The organism is Ligilactobacillus pobuzihii E100301 = KCTC 13174 (genome assembly GCF_000349725.1).
GTDB lineage: Bacteria > Bacillota > Bacilli > Lactobacillales > Lactobacillaceae > Ligilactobacillus > Ligilactobacillus pobuzihii.
In genome coordinates this window covers 75,680-92,585 of record NZ_KB714703.1, presented here as the reverse complement: position 1 = coordinate 92,585, position 16,906 = coordinate 75,680, and the positions used below count along the sequence as shown (strand labels likewise).

General features: G+C 40.4%; 19 protein-coding genes and 2 pseudogenes. All 21 read left to right on the top strand.

Annotated features, from left to right (window positions below; translation table 11 throughout):
- A pseudogene (locus LACPOB_RS12135) lies at positions 1 to 521 on the top strand (hypothetical protein); the annotation flags it as partial.
- Complete coding sequence (locus LACPOB_RS0110510) at positions 505 to 1,224, top strand: phage tail domain-containing protein (RefSeq protein ID WP_017868779.1); 720 nt, start codon at positions 505 to 507, stop codon at positions 1,222 to 1,224. The pseudogene LACPOB_RS12135 and the gene LACPOB_RS0110510, both read left to right, overlap by 17 nt.
- On the top strand, positions 1,224 to 3,242 hold the full coding sequence (locus tag LACPOB_RS12540) for a phage tail spike protein (RefSeq protein WP_017868778.1): 2,019 nt from the start codon (positions 1,224 to 1,226) through the stop codon (positions 3,240 to 3,242). The genes LACPOB_RS0110510 and LACPOB_RS12540 overlap by 1 nt, the downstream gene beginning before the upstream one ends.
- A 12-nt stretch (positions 3,243 to 3,254) precedes the next feature.
- Positions 3,255 to 3,818 (top strand): hypothetical protein, encoded by a 564-nt coding sequence (locus LACPOB_RS0110500; RefSeq protein WP_017868777.1) that lies wholly within the window; start codon positions 3,255 to 3,257, stop codon positions 3,816 to 3,818.
- Complete coding sequence (locus tag LACPOB_RS12785; RefSeq protein ID WP_017868776.1) at positions 3,815 to 4,192, top strand: collagen-like protein; 378 nt, start codon at positions 3,815 to 3,817, stop codon at positions 4,190 to 4,192. Before LACPOB_RS0110500 ends, LACPOB_RS12785 begins: the two co-directional genes overlap by 4 nt.
- A gap of 3 nt (positions 4,193 to 4,195) precedes the next feature.
- On the top strand, positions 4,196 to 4,666 hold the full coding sequence (locus LACPOB_RS0110490; protein ID WP_017868775.1) for a hypothetical protein: 471 nt from the start codon (positions 4,196 to 4,198) through the stop codon (positions 4,664 to 4,666).
- 14 nt (positions 4,667 to 4,680) lie between these two features.
- Entirely contained in the window at positions 4,681 to 5,031 is a 351-nt protein-coding gene (locus LACPOB_RS12125) for a YomQ N-terminal domain-containing protein (protein ID WP_017868774.1), read from the top strand.
- A complete protein-coding gene (locus LACPOB_RS12535; protein ID WP_017868773.1) occupies positions 5,031 to 5,186 on the top strand; it encodes an XkdX family protein in 156 nt (51 codons plus the stop codon). Before LACPOB_RS12125 ends, LACPOB_RS12535 begins: the two co-directional genes overlap by 1 nt.
- A 77-nt stretch (positions 5,187 to 5,263) precedes the next feature.
- On the top strand, positions 5,264 to 5,680 hold the full coding sequence (locus LACPOB_RS0110475) for a hypothetical protein (RefSeq protein ID WP_017868772.1): 417 nt from the start codon (positions 5,264 to 5,266) through the stop codon (positions 5,678 to 5,680).
- Positions 5,680 to 5,958, top strand: a complete 279-nt coding sequence (locus LACPOB_RS12115; protein ID WP_017868771.1) for a hypothetical protein — start codon at positions 5,680 to 5,682, stop codon at positions 5,956 to 5,958. The genes LACPOB_RS0110475 and LACPOB_RS12115 overlap by 1 nt, the downstream gene beginning before the upstream one ends.
- Positions 5,955 to 6,176, top strand: a complete 222-nt coding sequence (locus tag LACPOB_RS0110465) for a phage holin (RefSeq protein ID WP_017868770.1) — start codon at positions 5,955 to 5,957, stop codon at positions 6,174 to 6,176. Before LACPOB_RS12115 ends, LACPOB_RS0110465 begins: the two co-directional genes overlap by 4 nt.
- Positions 6,169 to 7,131 carry a GH25 family lysozyme gene (locus LACPOB_RS12315; protein ID WP_017868769.1) on the top strand — a complete coding sequence of 321 codons (963 nt, stop codon included), beginning with the start codon at positions 6,169 to 6,171 and terminating at the stop codon, positions 7,129 to 7,131. The genes LACPOB_RS0110465 and LACPOB_RS12315 overlap by 8 nt, the downstream gene beginning before the upstream one ends.
- A gap of 627 nt (positions 7,132 to 7,758) precedes the next feature.
- Positions 7,759 to 8,229, top strand: a complete 471-nt coding sequence (locus LACPOB_RS12825; RefSeq protein ID WP_017868768.1) for a hypothetical protein — start codon at positions 7,759 to 7,761, stop codon at positions 8,227 to 8,229.
- Between the two features lie 139 nt (positions 8,230 to 8,368).
- The gene (locus tag LACPOB_RS12100) at positions 8,369 to 9,571 is read left to right on the top strand and encodes an amidase family protein (protein ID WP_152416265.1); all 1,203 of its coding nucleotides are present in this window, start codon (positions 8,369 to 8,371) and stop codon (positions 9,569 to 9,571) included.
- A 117-nt stretch (positions 9,572 to 9,688) separates the two neighbouring features.
- Positions 9,689 to 9,868: a hypothetical protein gene (locus LACPOB_RS0110445; protein ID WP_017868766.1), complete on the top strand. Its 180-nt coding sequence runs from the start codon at positions 9,689 to 9,691 to the stop codon at positions 9,866 to 9,868.
- A 282-nt stretch (positions 9,869 to 10,150) separates the two neighbouring features.
- A complete protein-coding gene (locus tag LACPOB_RS0110440) occupies positions 10,151 to 11,569 on the top strand; it encodes a C69 family dipeptidase (protein ID WP_017868765.1) in 1,419 nt (472 codons plus the stop codon).
- A gap of 354 nt (positions 11,570 to 11,923) precedes the next feature.
- Positions 11,924 to 12,784 carry a class I SAM-dependent methyltransferase gene (locus tag LACPOB_RS0110435; RefSeq protein ID WP_017868764.1) on the top strand — a complete coding sequence of 287 codons (861 nt, stop codon included), beginning with the start codon at positions 11,924 to 11,926 and terminating at the stop codon, positions 12,782 to 12,784.
- A gap of 67 nt (positions 12,785 to 12,851) precedes the next feature.
- Positions 12,852 to 13,322: a hypothetical protein gene (locus LACPOB_RS0110430; protein WP_017868763.1), complete on the top strand. Its 471-nt coding sequence runs from the start codon at positions 12,852 to 12,854 to the stop codon at positions 13,320 to 13,322.
- Positions 13,323 to 13,729: 407 nt separating this feature from the next.
- A complete protein-coding gene (locus tag LACPOB_RS0110425; RefSeq protein WP_017868762.1) occupies positions 13,730 to 14,578 on the top strand; it encodes a MurR/RpiR family transcriptional regulator in 849 nt (282 codons plus the stop codon).
- 201 nt (positions 14,579 to 14,779) lie between these two features.
- Positions 14,780 to 15,700, top strand: coding sequence for an N-acetylmuramic acid 6-phosphate etherase (gene murQ, locus LACPOB_RS0110420; protein ID WP_017868761.1), 921 nt, complete (start codon positions 14,780 to 14,782; stop codon positions 15,698 to 15,700).
- A 2-nt stretch (positions 15,701 to 15,702) separates the two neighbouring features.
- Positions 15,703 to 16,906, top strand: a pseudogene (locus LACPOB_RS13175) (PTS transporter subunit EIIC); the annotation flags it as partial.

The following is a 16,906-nucleotide window of genomic DNA, read 5'->3' as shown; positions in this document are numbered from 1 at the left end:
GGATGGCTAAGTACGTTCATGGTCGCTATGGTAGCGCACAAGCCGCTAAACGATTCCATCTATCTCATAACTGGTATGACAACGGCGGACATATTACTAAGCCGTCAATTATTGGTGTTTCTGAAAAGAACCCTGAGCGTATTATCAACTCGCAGCGTGATAGTGCAGACGGCTTAATTGTGGACGCTCTGAACGAACGTGCAGCTTATGCACCTAATTCAATGAGTGCTAAGATTTCGCGCATTGTTAAAGGCGCACAGGCTTCTAATGGTCGCGGCGGTTTAATGCCACATTATAACGGCAACGTTGTTCAAAGCAATAGCTCAAATGATAAGCCGATTATTGATTATAATTCTAAGCTTGATCACGTGGAGCAACTATTGGGTGAAATTGCAGATAAGAACCTGACTGTTGATGGTTCAAGTTTCTCGAAAACATATGAGGGCTATGGTTCAGCACAACGCGTTCAACGGCAAATATACAGTGACAGGGGGTTAGCTATCAATGCAAACATCAACTAAATATGGTTTCACGTTTAACGGACACCATACCTCTGACTTTGGTTTGCGCGTGTTAAGTACGAAGTCGATGACTTTACCAGCCAAAAACAAGGTTACCGTACAGTTGCCCTATGCGGACGGCTTGCTCGATTTATCTGACGTTTACGGTACCAATAACTTTGGAGAACGTACAATTACTTTTCCTTGCAAAATACCAGTTGGTTATAACAATCGGGACGAGCTATATCTGGCTTGGACTAAGATAGTTAACTGGTTAATGTCGCCAGCAGGTAAGATCAAGCTTGAAGACGACGTAATGCCCGACTTCTATTATTTGGGAGAAGTGCAGCAAGCACCACAGATTCAAGAGTTTTCCGTTTATTCATATATAACGATTGTTTTTCAGTGCTATCCTTATCGCTTCCACCACGCTAATACTACCGACGAGTGGGACCCGTTCCGTTTCGATTTAGATGTAGCACAGTACACGAAGTTCGATGTTAAGCGCAGTGATGATGTTCTACTGATCAATAACAGTAATGTGGCAGTTCCATTGACGCTAGAAACAAATGCGCCATTTAAAGTTGCTATCGGGGGCGAAGTATTTTCTGTTGCCAAAGGCATCACCAACAGCGACGAGATTCTAATTCAGCCCGGAGAAAATAACATTACTTTGATTGGAACAGGACACGTTAGTTTCGACTGGTACGAGGAGGTTATCTAATGGCCACAGGTTACAGAATAACCGTTCGCCAAGGTTTCAATGGCGAAGAACGTCTTTTAAATTCGCCAGTCGGCAGTGCTGCACGTTTGGTGTCTGCCAGCGTAACGAAAGATGTCAGTGCGTTTGACTCTCTTTCGCTAACTATTCCACCCACTCATAAACAATATGCTAACTTCAACATGTACACCACGTTTATCAAAGTTACACGTCCCGATAAAAAGAAACTTCTCTTCGACGGTCGGGTGATCACGCCTTCTGATAGTATGGACACTTCAGGGAATGTGCAAAAACAGATCACTGCGGAGCATATCACAGGCTTTCTGCATGATAGCGTGCCGCCTTTCCACGAGTTTCATAATACGACGCCGAAGCAGTTTCTGGCGTGGCTAGTTAATGAACATAACAAACAAATGGAAAGTTACAAAAAAATATCGTTGGGAAATGTAACGGTAACGAATAGTACCGATAATGTTTATCGGTTTACTGACGAAACTAAGGACACTTATGACAATATTCAAGATAAGCTTGTCAGTCGACTGGGCGGAGAGGTCCGTTTACGTGAAGTCGCTGGTAAGCTTGTTTTAGATTACGTGCCGAAATTAGGTGGCGTGGCTCAGCAACCGATTATGTTAAGACGCAATTTGATGTCATTAACACGTCAAACTGACCCTAGTCAGATCGTTACGGTTTTGAAGCCTTTAGGTGCTACTCAAGAGCCAAAACAAGGCGGAGACACCAGCGCAGCTTATCCACGTCTAACTATTTCTAGTGTCAATAGAGGAGATATTTATTTAAGGGATAATACTTTAATTCAGGAATACGGCACTCACGTTAAAACGGTCGTTTGGGACGACGTGACAACCGCCGCTGCACTAAAAACTAAAGGGCAGGCTGAACTGAAAAATCAAAAGAACCTAAAAACTCAAATTCAGTTGGGTTACGTCGATTTATCACATATCAAACCGGACAGTTTCGACGAGTTCGAGCTGGGGGATATGGTCCGCATTGTCAATCCTATTCAAGGAATAGATATGACGGAGCGCATAACTGGTATGAGCCTCGACTTTCTAAATATTTCTAGCTCTTCCTTGACTATTGGAGAGGATACTATGAATTTGCGATCGTATGAGAAAATGCAGCAACGGCAACGCCAAGCTGAAACGGACGCATTACGGCGCCAGTTAATAGCCCAGCAGAAAATAGTTGCTGGCTACGATAACAAAATATCTGCGATCAATAAGAACTGGAAAGATGAAGCTAAAAAGCTGGCCAGTCAAGGCGAAGACATGGATAAGATCATTAAAGATTTGCAAAAACAAATCAACGATATTTCAACCAGTCCTCCTACTCCCCCCGACAACGGTGGCGGTAATAATAAACCTATTCACGTTGGGAAGATCATTGACATTTCTGAATTTCAGGCTGGGATAAATTGGAGCCAAGTTAAAAGCGATGATGTTAGCCTTGCCACTATTCGTGTCCAAGACGGAACCACACACGAAGATTTGCGTTACAAACGAAACATTCCTAATGCCATTAAGGCCGGTGTAAATTATGCAGTTTACTCCTTCTTCCGCGGACAATCTAATGCGGACGCACAGGCAGAAGCACGCAACTTCTACAATCGGACTCAAGGTGCAGTGGAAAACCGTAAACAACCAACTTTCTACATGATCGACGTTGAAACCTTGGAGATGAGTAACAGTTACGGTGCTATGCGTGGTGGTGTCGAAGCATATATGAATCAGCTTAATAAATTAGGCGTACCAGACAGCAAGATCGTTCTATATATCGCAAATAATTTATATAGCCAATTCAACTTGAACGTTGGTCGTGCTGGTTCTATCTGGCTACCTAGTTATGGTCAAAACGACGGTACAGTTGGAAATTCAAGGAAACCTACCCACCCTTATGACTTATGGCAATATACATCAGTCGGTCGGGTCAAGGGTATTACAGGCGACGTTGATATGAGTACAGAACCTTCCGAACGGTTCAAAAAACAATATTTAAAGTAAAGGAGTGAGTACATGGCTAAAATGGCTAAAAAAGTTAATTATCGTGATCCGACACATATAGTCGAAGCTGACGACGTGGACGAATCCAAGTTACCTGAATCAGCTAAGAAACTAGCAACGTGGATTCGTGAAAAAATGTATGGTGTTGATGTTCGCGAAACGATCGCACGTATTATCGAGCAAGTTTTTGCTGGGTATTTTGACGATCAAAAAGTGGCTCAAGAGCTGCAAAAGTTAGCAGACAGATTATCTGACGAGTGGAAGGACACTATTGCTGGTGATACCGATATAGATGAGCTAAAAAATGCACGTATCGACATTAACGGTAAGGTGTACAAAACACTTAAAGAACGTTTAGATGCTATGCAAAAAGAAATGTATCACTTGATTTATGCCGCAGACGTAGCGAACAAAGACGCACGCAATCTGCGACTTAATGGCTTTACAACATCAAGCTTACCGCTCAAATATGAAGTTCAAAAGACTGTTTCAGGCGGTGGTGATAGTTGGGAGTTGCCGTTAATTATTCAACCAGTTTCTAAGATTTCTTACGTGAAAGTGAGTGAAATTAAATGACAGAAGTTTACAAGATGATGAAAGACGACGGTAATGGTGGTGAAGCGCAGTTTTATCCGCAATCACACGCCGACGCTATCATTGATTTAGAAAAATTTATTAAGGCACATGGGGGCGGCACTGGTGGTACTGGTGAAAAAGGCGACCCTGGTTTATCTGCTTATGAAGTAGCTCAAGAAAATGGCTACACAGGGACAGAAAAAGAATGGCTTGCTAGTCTTAAAGGTGCTACTGGCGCTAAAGGCGCAGATGGCAAAAACGGTGCTGACGGAAAACAAGGACCTGCTGGCAAGGACGGGGAAAATGGTAAACAAGGTCCTCAAGGTCCTGCTGGTGATTCCAGTATCAAGCTCGTAAAAGTAAAGGATGTGTAAAATATGGCAGCATATATCGGACGTATTCAAGACGCAGATAGTAATGACGTTTATCCACAGACAAAAGCTGACGGGGTGATTGACCTTGATCAGAAGTTTACGTCAGAAGCTGGTGATACTGATTGGACCACTGAAGGCTTTACATTTGTAAATGGTGCTTTTGATTGGGGAGTTAAACATAACGCCGATAAGAACAAATATACAGGTTTTAGAAAGTTCAAAGTCGGAGATGTTGATTGTGTTTACATGAAGATCGATTTAGGTATCAATAAGACACTGAAAACATATGACCCTATAACAGTGGCTAGAATGCCTGAAAAAATTAAACTTAACGGTAATAACTTCTTCGTAGGCAATAACAATATTAGATGGACTATTGACAGTGGCAAAGTCAATATTTTCCCAGAAGTCAAAGAAATCAAACCTGATACAAGGCTTCAACTAGCAACATCTTACATTGCACCACATAGATAGAAAGGGGTGTCTAAATGAAAGCAATATATTTCTACGACCCAAAAACTAAAATATTTACAAGTGTTGATTTAATCGCAGACGACGAAGAAATGCCTGCAAATGCTACTGACATTCAACCAATTGCCGAAGACGGAACTGGCCTTTATGACCCGAAGTGGGACGGCAAAAAATGGGTTGGTCTAACTGCCGATGAATACGAAGATGTACACAAGGACGATCCTTTGCCCGATGGTGAAATTCCAGTGGGTCCAAGCGACATTGAACAAGCTTTGACATCTTTAGGAAAACAGTATGCTGATACGGAAGAAGAAATTAAACAGTTGCAAAAAGTAATCACCGCTATCGCTATGGGAGGTAATGAATAATGTTATTAGTATTTAAATTTGCTTATCAAAATTGGAACACAATGACCAAAGAGGACGAACAAGCTATGGTCAAAAAAGGCGCTATGACTAAAGAAGATTACAAGGATATTGTCGGCGAAGACTACCCTGAGGCGGCAGAAGAAACCGCTGAATAATTTTTTGAAGTCGCCTACGAAAATCACAGTACGCAAGGGCGGCTATTTTTGTGTAGAAAGAGTAAGAAGGTGTATATATGGCAGATGAGAAAACTTGGACAATAAAACAGCGATTTGTCCATAATCGAAATATTATCAGTAAGGCATTCACGACATTAGTGTTGGCCTTATTTATGTGGCGCGGGAAGTTTCAAGAATTGCAGGGTGTACCCGCACAAAGTCATTATTATGTAGTGCGTCATGCGTTTGATAGTGGCTTACTGGAGCTAATAATTACACTTGCCTTATTCGGCTTATATGTGGCGTTTAGCAAGCGTCACATGGTTAAAGGCAAGATTATCTTCCTAGTGACGGGTGTAGGCATTTGGATGGCTTATTTTGCTTTATTCGCCTATCGTGACTATCTACTCTCACAAATGTTTACAATGCAGACAGCATTGGTTTTCGCAGTCGCAGTCAGTTTCTGGATCGATATATTGGCAGGTGATTTTTAATGCAAACAGGAATCTGGGTCGCACTGATCACGCTTGTTGGAAGTATTGCTGCTGCATTGATCACATTGAAAGGAAACTGGCGAAATAGCGATGTGGATATCATGAAAGAATTGAGGCAGGCAAACAAAGACCTCAAATCAACCAGTGAAGAATTAATTCAAGTTCGCAAAGAAAATCTTGAATTACACAATAAATTAGACGAAATGCAAGAAACAATCAACGATCTAACTAAAGAAGTCAAACGACTTACAGAACTAGTGAAAGGAGTACAAAAATGAAACTTAATTTTAACCATAAATCAGCCGGTGCATGGCTAACGCTATCTGGTGCAATTATCGCAGCAATCACAGGCGTTTTAAGTGCATTGGGCGTAAACATAGATAATAACACGGTAGCCAGTGTTTCAGGCGTAATTAGTGCAGTTATTTCAGCACTGACGGCATTCGGTATCTTAACAGCTCCTACTGACAAGAAGGAGGAAGACGAACATGAGTAAAATCTATGGAATCGATGTCGCTAGTTATCAGACGGTAGCACAAGCAGTTAATAAGAACGCACAAGCCACTGTGGTTAAAGCTACGCAAGGAACAGGCTATGTTAATCCTAAGTGTGACGCACAGTATCAAAATGCAAAAAAGAATGGCAAGCTCTTGGGGGTCTACCACTATGCGGGTGGTGGGAATGCTACCACTGAAGCCGATTACTTCCTGAAAAATATTAAAGGATACATTGGCGAAGCAGTTCTATTTCTTGATTGGGAAAATGGGCAAAATAGTGCTTACGGTAATGGCAAGTGGGTTAAGCAATTCGTTGATCGTGTAAAAGCCAAAACGGGCATTGACTGCGTCATTTACACGGGTTCAGAAGGTGCTGGTCAAGTTGCTCCATATGTCAAGAAGACTAATGCGCTCTGGATTGCGCAATATCCATATAGTAATTATCCAAGCTTTAGCGAGCCGAAATCTAACTATAATGCCCACGGTATGACAGTATTTGGGTGGCAGTTTAGCAGCACGCCCTTAGATCACTCAGTTTATTACGTAACACCTGCACAATGGAAAGCCTACGCAAAAGGCAGTAGCAAGATCACACCTGCTAAACCAGCTAAGAAACCAGTAGCCAAGCCGAAAGCTAAATCATCCACATATACCGTTAGGTCGGGTGATACATTGTCAGGAATCGCTACGAAGTACGGTATGTCCACCGCAACGTTGGCAAGTATCAACGACATTTCTAACTGGAATATGATCAAGGTTGGTCAAAAGCTCAAGATCAATGGTACAGCTAAGAAGTCTAAATCAAGCAAAGGTTCACGTTACCGTATTGTACAGTCAGGCGATACGCTAAGCCACATTAGTTATCTAACAGGCTACTCAGTTGCCTACTTGCAGAAAAAGAACGGTATCAAGAACGCTAATCGGATTTCTGTTGGTCAAAAAATCTATTATTAATGATATGCTAATTGTGGGTGATGTAGATGTCACCCCTATATTATATTTACGCCCGTCTCCCCGACGGGTGTTATTTTTTTGTATAAAAATAGCCCTGCATGAGCACCACACAGGACAGAAACGACTAGCGATAACGAGCTAGACAAACGACAATGAAAGACATTGCATTAATTGAGGTAACCAACCTCGAAAGAAGGACCTATCCTTCTATCCACAAATCAATAATATATCAGCTACTTAATTAATGTCAAGTTTTTTAACGGCTGGTACAGCCCACCAAAACTTTATTAATTATTTTGTTTGTTATAAAATATGAAGTGGCTTATATCCCTTAACCAAGGATATATTATTAGCCATGAAGGAAGTGATTTTTATCCTTTTATCCACGATCATTGGCAATTTTGCCTATGATGTAGCCGTTGGTGTAGCTCTATACTTAATCAAAAGATGGTTAGACGAGCATCTAGGCTAAAAATACCAAGGACTCATGAAGATATGGTGGCAAGCAGCCCAACATCTTTTGAGTTCTTTTTATTATAGCATTTTCTGAAAAAACTTTCTAAAAGCACTTGCAATTATCTAAGCTATAACTTATAATATATTTGTAATCAAGAAAGGGATAAACATATGACGACAAAGGCTCAGCTTAAAGCGGTTAAAAAATATGATGATAGTCACAGAACAGAAAAAAATTACCGAGCTAAACGATCGTCAGCTCGGAACTTTATCAGGAAATACGGCACATACGAAGATATTAAGGAGTTACAAGAAATCATCAACGCAAGACTACAGGAGGAAAAAACAATGATAGCAAACATCGAATTTACCGCAGAAAATAAGGCTTATCAAACAACGATCCAATTCGAACAATTGAACGATGAAAACACTGATTATATCGGTGGCCGATATGTAGCAACCACGCTAGTTGATATTTTTGACGGCAATGACATTGAGAAAGATATGACATCAAATCTTGAATCTTATTACACTGATGAAGATTTTTCAGACAAAGAACATCTTAAAAAATGGTTTATGGGACAGATCGAACATGAATATCATGAACCAGAAATCACTGAAATTGTACTTGAAGAAGAATAAACTAAAAGGGCAGCCCTTAATTGGACTGTCCTTATTTTTGACCCACAAAATTGACCCACACGAGATGTTATTTATCGCTACTTAACGATATTGAATTTGCCAGTTTATCACATTTTGACGCATATTGTCACTATTTTAATTGCCAAAGCTAGACACGAATGGTTTGAAACCATTGAAGGGTAAAATAGCAGATAAAACCTCAGACTATGTCAAGCGTTTGCAGTCGTTAGGTTTTGTGATCATTGGGCAAACTAATTATCCTGAGTTAGGTTTGACCAATGTAACAAAGTCCAAACTCTATGGTAATGCACATAATCCGTGGAATCCTAAGTACAATACGGGTGGTTCGTCTGGTGGCGGTGTTGCTAGTTTAGCTAAAAGTATCGTCCCTGTTACGACCGGAAATGACGCGGGTGGTTCGTTGCGGATCCCAGCTTCTTGGTCGGGTGTGATCGGTCTGAAGCCGACCCAAGGTGTGATCGTAGGTGACGACACTGTGCCTTCATCAGTTAACTTTGCGAATGCTAAAAATGTGTCGGATCTCAAAAAATATTTTGATGGCATGATCAACGAAGACAATCGAGATGAATTGGTCAAAGAACCAACACAAGACCTTAAAAAATATCCAATTGCATATTCAACTAAGTCGCCAGTTGGGACTAAAGTCAGTAAAGATGCTATAAAAGCTGTTAAGCAAACAGTCAAATTTTTGCGTGCTCAAGGTTATACGGTAGTTAAAAAAAATGCCCCAGTCGATGGTGAAAAATTGATGAAGACTTATTACAAAGAATCAACGCCGTCTGGCACTAGTGCTAATGAATTGATCAAAGAAAAGACCGGCAAGAACATGAAATATAAGGATGTCTCACCAATGACATGGGCTTTGTATCAGGCCGACAAAAAACAGCCGAAATCAACTGAAAAACAGATCGCTAAAGAAAACGAGCTGGTTGACCGGCAAATGACAGATTTTCATAAAAAATATCCGTTATATTTAACGCCAACAACAGCAAAAACAGCTGCTAAAAATAGTGATCCGGCTTATTTACCCAAATACACTAAGCGCCTGCATCAGATCTCTAAGCTGGATCATAAAAAACAGATCCAGTTGATTTATGATGCGTGGATGCACGGTTTGGCCAAAACGCCATTTACTCAGTTAGCAAATGTTTCTGGTGAGCCAGCTCTGAGCTTACCGACCTATGTTTCTAAAAAAGGTTTACCTTTAGGTGTCCAATTTGAAGCGGCTAAGGGTCAAGATCAATTATTGTTAGAGATCGGTCAGTTATTCCAAGATGAAGGACAGTTACAATTCTTAGATGACTATTTAGCTGACAAATAGGTGGTTCTTGAAACTACGAAACAACACTGGATGCATGTTAGTACTCACTGTGAAAAGCATTAACTTTAGGACATTTTTCATATTTTTGCTACAATCAGTTTAAGGAGGTCTCGTGTTATGATGAATAAAATAATAAAAGAAACCTTGAGGTTTTTTATTATTTTTTTGTTAGTTTATGCCATCGGCAGCTATTTTTCAGGTTCTTTCAACTGGACCAATGTACTAATTGTTTCGGTAGTGGCTGGTATTTTTTATGGCATTTTTCGTGGGATCTTACTACGTTTTCAAAATAAATAATATTTTTCTTTATTGGTGAGTCAAACACAACTAAAATTGTGACGTTATTGTACTAATTCACTGCTTCCTTAACTGATCGTAGGGATCTAGCTAGGCGCAAATGACAGATAAGCCCCTCAGATTTACTTCAAAGTTTTGTAAAGATATTCTATTTTTATTGCCGCAAACTTATAAGTGAGTTTGGAATGGGTAAATTATGAGAATTGCTAGTCTTTGTAAAATTCATTTGCATAAGATGATAAAATGAAAGCAGGCAATAACTTAAATAAAGGAATGATTTGAATGAATGAGAGCGCATGTACAACGATACTAGTCGGAAAAAAAGCCAGCATTGACGGGTCAACGATGATCGCCCGCAATGATGATACTTTTTTGCCGCTGACTCCACAACGTTTTGTGATGCAACCGGCAGTTTCTGGTCGCAAGGAAACTTTGGAATCTAACATGAATGGTTTCAAGGCACCTTTGCCAGAATCAGGATACAAAACAACATTTACTCCTAACGTGGAAGTTGACAAATGGGGCGTCTTTAATGAAACATCGATCAACGAAAAAAACGTTGCGATGTCTTCAACTGAATCAGTTTATGGTAATGAGCGCGCACTTGCTTATGATCCCTGGGTAAAAGATGGTTTGGCAGAGGATTCATTACAAACGATGGTTGCACCCTATATTGATTCTGCACGTGGCGGTGTCAAATACTTGGGTGATCTGATCAAGGAATACGGTTCACCTGAAGGCAACGGCATCTTATTGTCGGATGCTGATGAAGTGTGGTATATGGAGATCGTTACTGGTCACCACTGGGCAGCTACACGTATCCCGGATGATGCTTATGCGATCGCAGCTAATCAAGTTGCTCAAGATCACATCGATTTTAATGATCCTGATAATTACTTGTGGTCTGATGGTTTGCAAGAATTTGTGGCAAAGCATCATTTGAATCCATCAAAGGACAGCTTCAATTTCCGTCGCATTTTTGGGACTGACAACGAAAAAGACCGCCACTATAACACGCCACGTGTATGGTATGGTCAACGTTGTTTTAATCCCGAGATACAACAAGACCCACAAAGCAGCAACTTGCCATTTATCTGTCATGCCAACCGTTTGTTGTCAGTGGAAGACTTAGAAAATGTTTTGAGCTCCCACTACAATGAAACACAATACGATCCATTGGGTCATGGTTGTGAAGCTGACAAGAAGAAGTTCCGGCCGATCTCATTGAATAGGACACAAAACTCACATGTTTTGCAAATCAGAAATGATGTTCCAAAAGAACAGTCAGCTTTGATGTGGATTTGTTTTGGTGTACCAACATTCACACCATACGTACCTTTCTATAGCAACGCTAATGATACTGATAGCTCATGGAGTGAGACATCACGTGATTACAATATTAAAAATGCTTACTGGATGTACCGGACATTGTCAATGCTAACAGAAGCTCATTATTCCAACTTCTTGCAAGAAAATCGGGATTATTTAACGGATGCGAAGGAACAGCAACACCGTTTGATCGCAGAAACTGATAAGCATGCAGCTGAATTATCAGGTCAGAAACTAGTTGATTACCTAACAGAAAGGAACCATGAAATGGTTGCTGACATGCGTGACCGGACGATGAATGAGATCGGTAATTTCGTCAAACAAGGATTACAATTATCAAAATTAACGTTCAACATGGATGCTAACCTATAGAATCAAAATAGAGAAAAGTGAGACAAAAGATGAATTGTAACGCAACCATTGTTACAGTAAGGTTTTAATCTTTTGAATCACGTTTAGGGGCCATCGATTTATCCCATTAAATGGGTTAGGTCGATGGTCCCTTTAGTTAAGAACAGTTAGTTGTGTTCTAGCCTCTTATAAAAAAGTAAATGAATGTAAAAAGAGATCCGAAAAGCTCGACGTAAATATTTGCCTGAAAAGTACCCAACTTTAGTTGCTAAAATTGATCTATTACAAGTCAAAAGTTAACTGACTTGCTTTTTACCAAATGGTCCATGCTAAAATGATTATGATGACAGCTAAATAATAAATGGAGGAAAGTACATGGATAATAACAAAGCCATTAAGGAAAATTTAGAAAATTGGAATGACCGCGCAGATGTTCATGCCAATGGTGGTTATGGTGACTTAAATGAATTTGCCGAAAATCCGCAGGAAATTACTGGGACTGTTCAACGTGATCTGGCAGTTCTTAAGCCGTTTTTACCTAACAATTCTGTGGCTGGTCAACGCTTACTTCACTTACAATGTCATATCGGTAATGATACAGTTAGCTGGTGGAGGTTAGGAGCAAAGTCAGTTTGCGGGCTTGATTTTTTGCCTAATTCATTAAGATATGCGCGTAAATTAGCTGCAAAAGCAGGTGCTAGCATTAATTATGTAGAAGGCGATGCACGTTATGCAGCAGCGGCTATGCCTGACAAACTAGGAAAGTTTGATGTCATTGTAACTAGTGCGGGCACGATCACTTGGCTACCAGATCTAAAAGAATGGGCCAAGTCGATCGCCGACTTGCTTTGTCCAAACGGGATCTTTATGATCCGCGATAATCACCCGCTTTTGTTTGCGTTAGATAACGAAGGATTAAGGATCAAGCAAAACTACTTCAGCAAAACGGAATCATTTTACGAAGATGATAGCTCGTATGTTGTCAACGATACTGCGGATGGTGCTGCTAAAGTAAAGCATGATCGCAATTACAACTGGGCACATGATTTTCAAGAAATAGTGTCTGTTCTACGTGATGCAGGGTTAACGATCGAAGCTATGGGTGAGCACCAAGAAACTGATTGGCAAGCATCGCCAATGTTAACTTACAACGAGCAAAAAGATGAATGGACTATGCCAAAAGAGTATCCGCAGATCCCGTTGACTTTTTCACTCATCGTACGTAAAGATAATTAAATTTTGTTTTTCAGCAAATTTAAAGTACAATGTTTGCTAGAATTTCTTTGAGGATGTGGAATGTTAAATGCGAATCGCAGTGAACGATTTCATTGAGAAAATAACTAATGAAAATTATAAAATAAACCAAGTTGAAGCTACTAAAAGTGACTTTAACAAAAAAGCACATAAAATGGTCGAGCAGATGATCAGCAATTTTAATGAATTGACTGACGCTGGCCAGTTAGCACAAAGTCGGATCTTGCTCAAAACTAAAAGTGATCCGATCATTATCAGTTTAGAAAGCGGCGTAGTTAATTTGCCGTTTGAAAATGTCAAACAAGTGGATAATTTTTTTGATGAATTAGAAGACGCAGCTGAAGTAGTTGTAAATTTGATTGTAAAAGATCCAAATATCAATGCATCCGGCTTACGGATCGATCAGATCTGTACTGCGGCTGAATTGAGTCAAGGTGTACAAGAATACAGTAAACAAATTACAAGTAGGGTCCAAGAGCTATTGGAGACTATTGCAGATAACAAGGCAGCAGAAAAGTAAGAGAGTTTTGTTTATAGTCGAGCTCCGTGAATCAAAAGTCTGCGCCTAATCAACTTTAACAACAAATCGCAAAAAGCACAACTTATTGTTGAAGTCCGATAGTGCTCAACTTTTAAGCGATTCACTCCGCTCTGTTATATTAGTCGAGCTCCGAAACTCAGCAGATTCCGCTTAGCTGACCTCCACACCACATTGCTCAAAACGCAATATGGTGTATAAGTCCGTTAATGCTCATCTTCTAGTCGAGTTTCTCCGCTCTGTTTTAATAGTCGAGCTCCGTGAACCAGAAAGTTCCGCCTAATCAACTTAGACATCACGCCAAGAAGAACACTTGTCATAATGTCTAAGTCCATTAGTGCTCACTTTCTCCCAGTTCACTCCGCTCTGTTATTTTATGAGGGAATATTATGGAAAATATTTTAGTCTTATTGCAAAATACGCGAAATCAGGTCAGTAAAAAAGAGCGTGTTTTATGCGACTACATTTTGTCAGCGCCGACTGAAGTGATGCAATTATCGGTGCAAAGCTTAGCTGAGCGTTGTCAAATCAGTGCTGCTACAGTTGTGCGTTTTTGTCGACGATTAGGCCTAGATGGCTATTCTGACTTGAAGCTTCATTTGTCAGCAGCAGTACAAGAAACGCCTGCGCAAGAATATAGTGAGATCAAGCCGGGAGAAAGTGCTGCTGAGATCAGCAGTAAACTTCAATTGCATTTCGAAAATGCGTTGAAAGTAACGGCTAAACATTTGGATGACCAAACGATCGAACAAGTCGTCACAGCGATCCATGACGCACCACAAGTGCAGTTGTTTGGCTTGGTTTCATCATCATTAGTTGCCCAAGACATCTATCAAAAATTAAGTCGTTTAGGTGTTAAGGCTCTGGTTAATAACGATACCCACTTGGCTGCTACTACTTTAGCTTCTGGCAGCAAAAACGATCTTTTATTAGTTGTATCAACAAGTGGCAATACCAAAGAAGCCTTGCAATTACTACGTTTTGCATCCGAAAAAAATGTTGCGACTGTTCTGATAACAGCTGATATAAACTCTAAGGGAGCTAATTTAGCAGACCATGTGCTGGAATCACAAAAAATAGGTGAATCGATCATTCGTCCTGGGGCCTCAACTTCTTTAGTGACAGAATTTTTTGTAGCTGATGTAATAATGTTTCGTTACGTCGCGCGTTACTATACTGAAGTTTTAAATAAGTTGCGTGAAACGCGTGAATTGATAGAACGTTTAAATGATATTTAAACAATTAAGGATGGAGGATGCCACAGGTGGTGTTCTCTTTTTTGTATCATAAAGTGGAGTTTTTTGTTGCTATTTAAGAAATTTTATTTCATAATTATAACAATTAAATTTGATATGGTTAAATATTATTTGAATAATGCGCTTACAAATGCTAGGATTTAATTGGAGAGTGCTTTTATTAAAGTAGGAAGGGGTACGTAAATGAAAGTGGATTTGAGTAATTTAACGACTGAACGACGCAATAACGCTACTATGAATTTAGATGAACTTTCAGTTGAAACTGCTGCTAAATTAATGAATCAGGAAGATCAAAAAGTTGCGCCTAGTGTACAGCAGGCGTTGCCACAGATCTCACAGGCTGTCAGACAGATCGTTCAAGCTTTTAACGCCAATGGTCGTTTGATTTATTTGGGGGCTGGTACAAGTGGTAGGCTAGGGGTTTTAGATGCTGCTGAATGTGTGCCGACTTTTGGTGTTCCAAAAGAGATGGTCGTTGGATTGATTGCTGGTGGACCACAAGCGATGACGGTTGCAGTTGAAGGGGCAGAGGATTCATTAACTTTAGCCGCACAAGATCTACAGGACCTTCATTTGACAGAAAATGATGCAGTTGTGGGGATCGCGGCTAGTGGACGAACACCTTATGTGATCGGTGGATTAAAATACGCAACTAACGTTGGGGCAACAACGATCTCGCTGGCCTGTAACTCTAAAGCTGAGATTTCACAATATGCCCAAACGTCCATCGAAGTCGACTGTGGACCAGAGTTTTTGACTGGTTCAACGCGACTTAAATCTGGAACCGCACAGAAGTTAGTCTTAAACATGTTATCTACTTTATCGATGATCGGGATCGGAAAGGTCTATAACAATTTGATGGTCGATGTTAAAGCTACCAATAATAAATTGGTTGAGCGTGCCAAACAAATCGTCATGCAGGCAACGGGCATTGATTATACCGAGGCTGAGTTTTATTTAAAACAGGCTGATTTAAGTGTCAAAACAGCGATCGTAATGGTTAAAACGAATACGACTAAGGAACAGGCAGAACAGAAATTAACACAAGCAAAAGGCTTTGTTAAACAAAGTATTGTAGATGAAAAAGGTAAAGGAGATGTCTAAAAATGGCAGATGATTTCAACGCGAAAAAAGTTGCCGAGAAAATTTATGAATACTCTGGTGGCGTAGATAATGTGGAATCTTTTGAAAATTGTATGACCCGGATCCGGATCGAAGTTTTTGACCATGACAAGGTCGATGAAGATAAATTAAAAGAACTTCCAGGTGTTTTAGGAGTTGTGAATGATGAGCAGCTGCAAGTTGTTATTGGCCCCGGCAAAGTCAATAAAGTTGATGCGGCAATGGAAGCATATTCAGGTAATAAGTCAGGTGAAAAGTCTGATGGCACCAGTAACCGATCACAGGCAGCAGAACGTGCCGCAAAAGTTAAAGCTGAAACCAAGGAAAAACAAAAGAAGTCACCATTTAAGTCATTATTAAAAGATATCGCTAATATCTTCGTACCGATGATTCCCGCCTTTGTTGGTTCAGGGTTGATTGCCGGGATTGCAGCTATTATTTCTAATTTGATCACTTCGAAGACATTGACTGGAGAAGCTTGGAATCAGGTTGCTTTAGTGTTGAATATCATCAAAAATGGGATGTTTACTTATTTGCCGATTTACACGGGTATCAATGCAGCACGTGTCTGGGGAGCTACTCCAACATTAGGTGGTGTTACCGGTGCCGTTGTTTTGTTGACAGGGATGGAACCTGATGCACCAATCAAGAACCTTTTTAACGGAAGTGCTTTAGCTGCTAACCAAGGTGGTATTATTGGTGTTATTTTGGCTGTATGGTTATTGTCAGTCATTGAAAAGAAAATGCATCAATGGATCCCCGATTCGATCGATATTATTATTACGCCTATGGTCAGTTTGTTACTGATCGGTTTAGCTGAGATCTTTATTATTATGCCATTGGCAGGCTTTGTTTCCGATGGTTTAGTTGGTGGGATCAATTGGGTCTTAAATGTTGGCGGAGCGTTCTCAGGCTTTGTATTAGGGGCTTTATTTTTGCCGATGGTCATGTTGGGACTACATCAGATCTTAACACCGATCCATGTTCAAATGATCAGTCAGACGGGCAATACACCACTTTTGCCGATCTTAGCAATGGCTGGAGGCGGCCAAGTTGGCGCTGCCATGGCACTGTGGGCTCGTTTGCGCCATGATAAGAAATTAGTAGATATGATCAAAGGTTCTTTACCTGTTGGTATTTTGGGTATCGGGGAACCATTGATCTACGCAGTCACTTTACCGTTAGGGC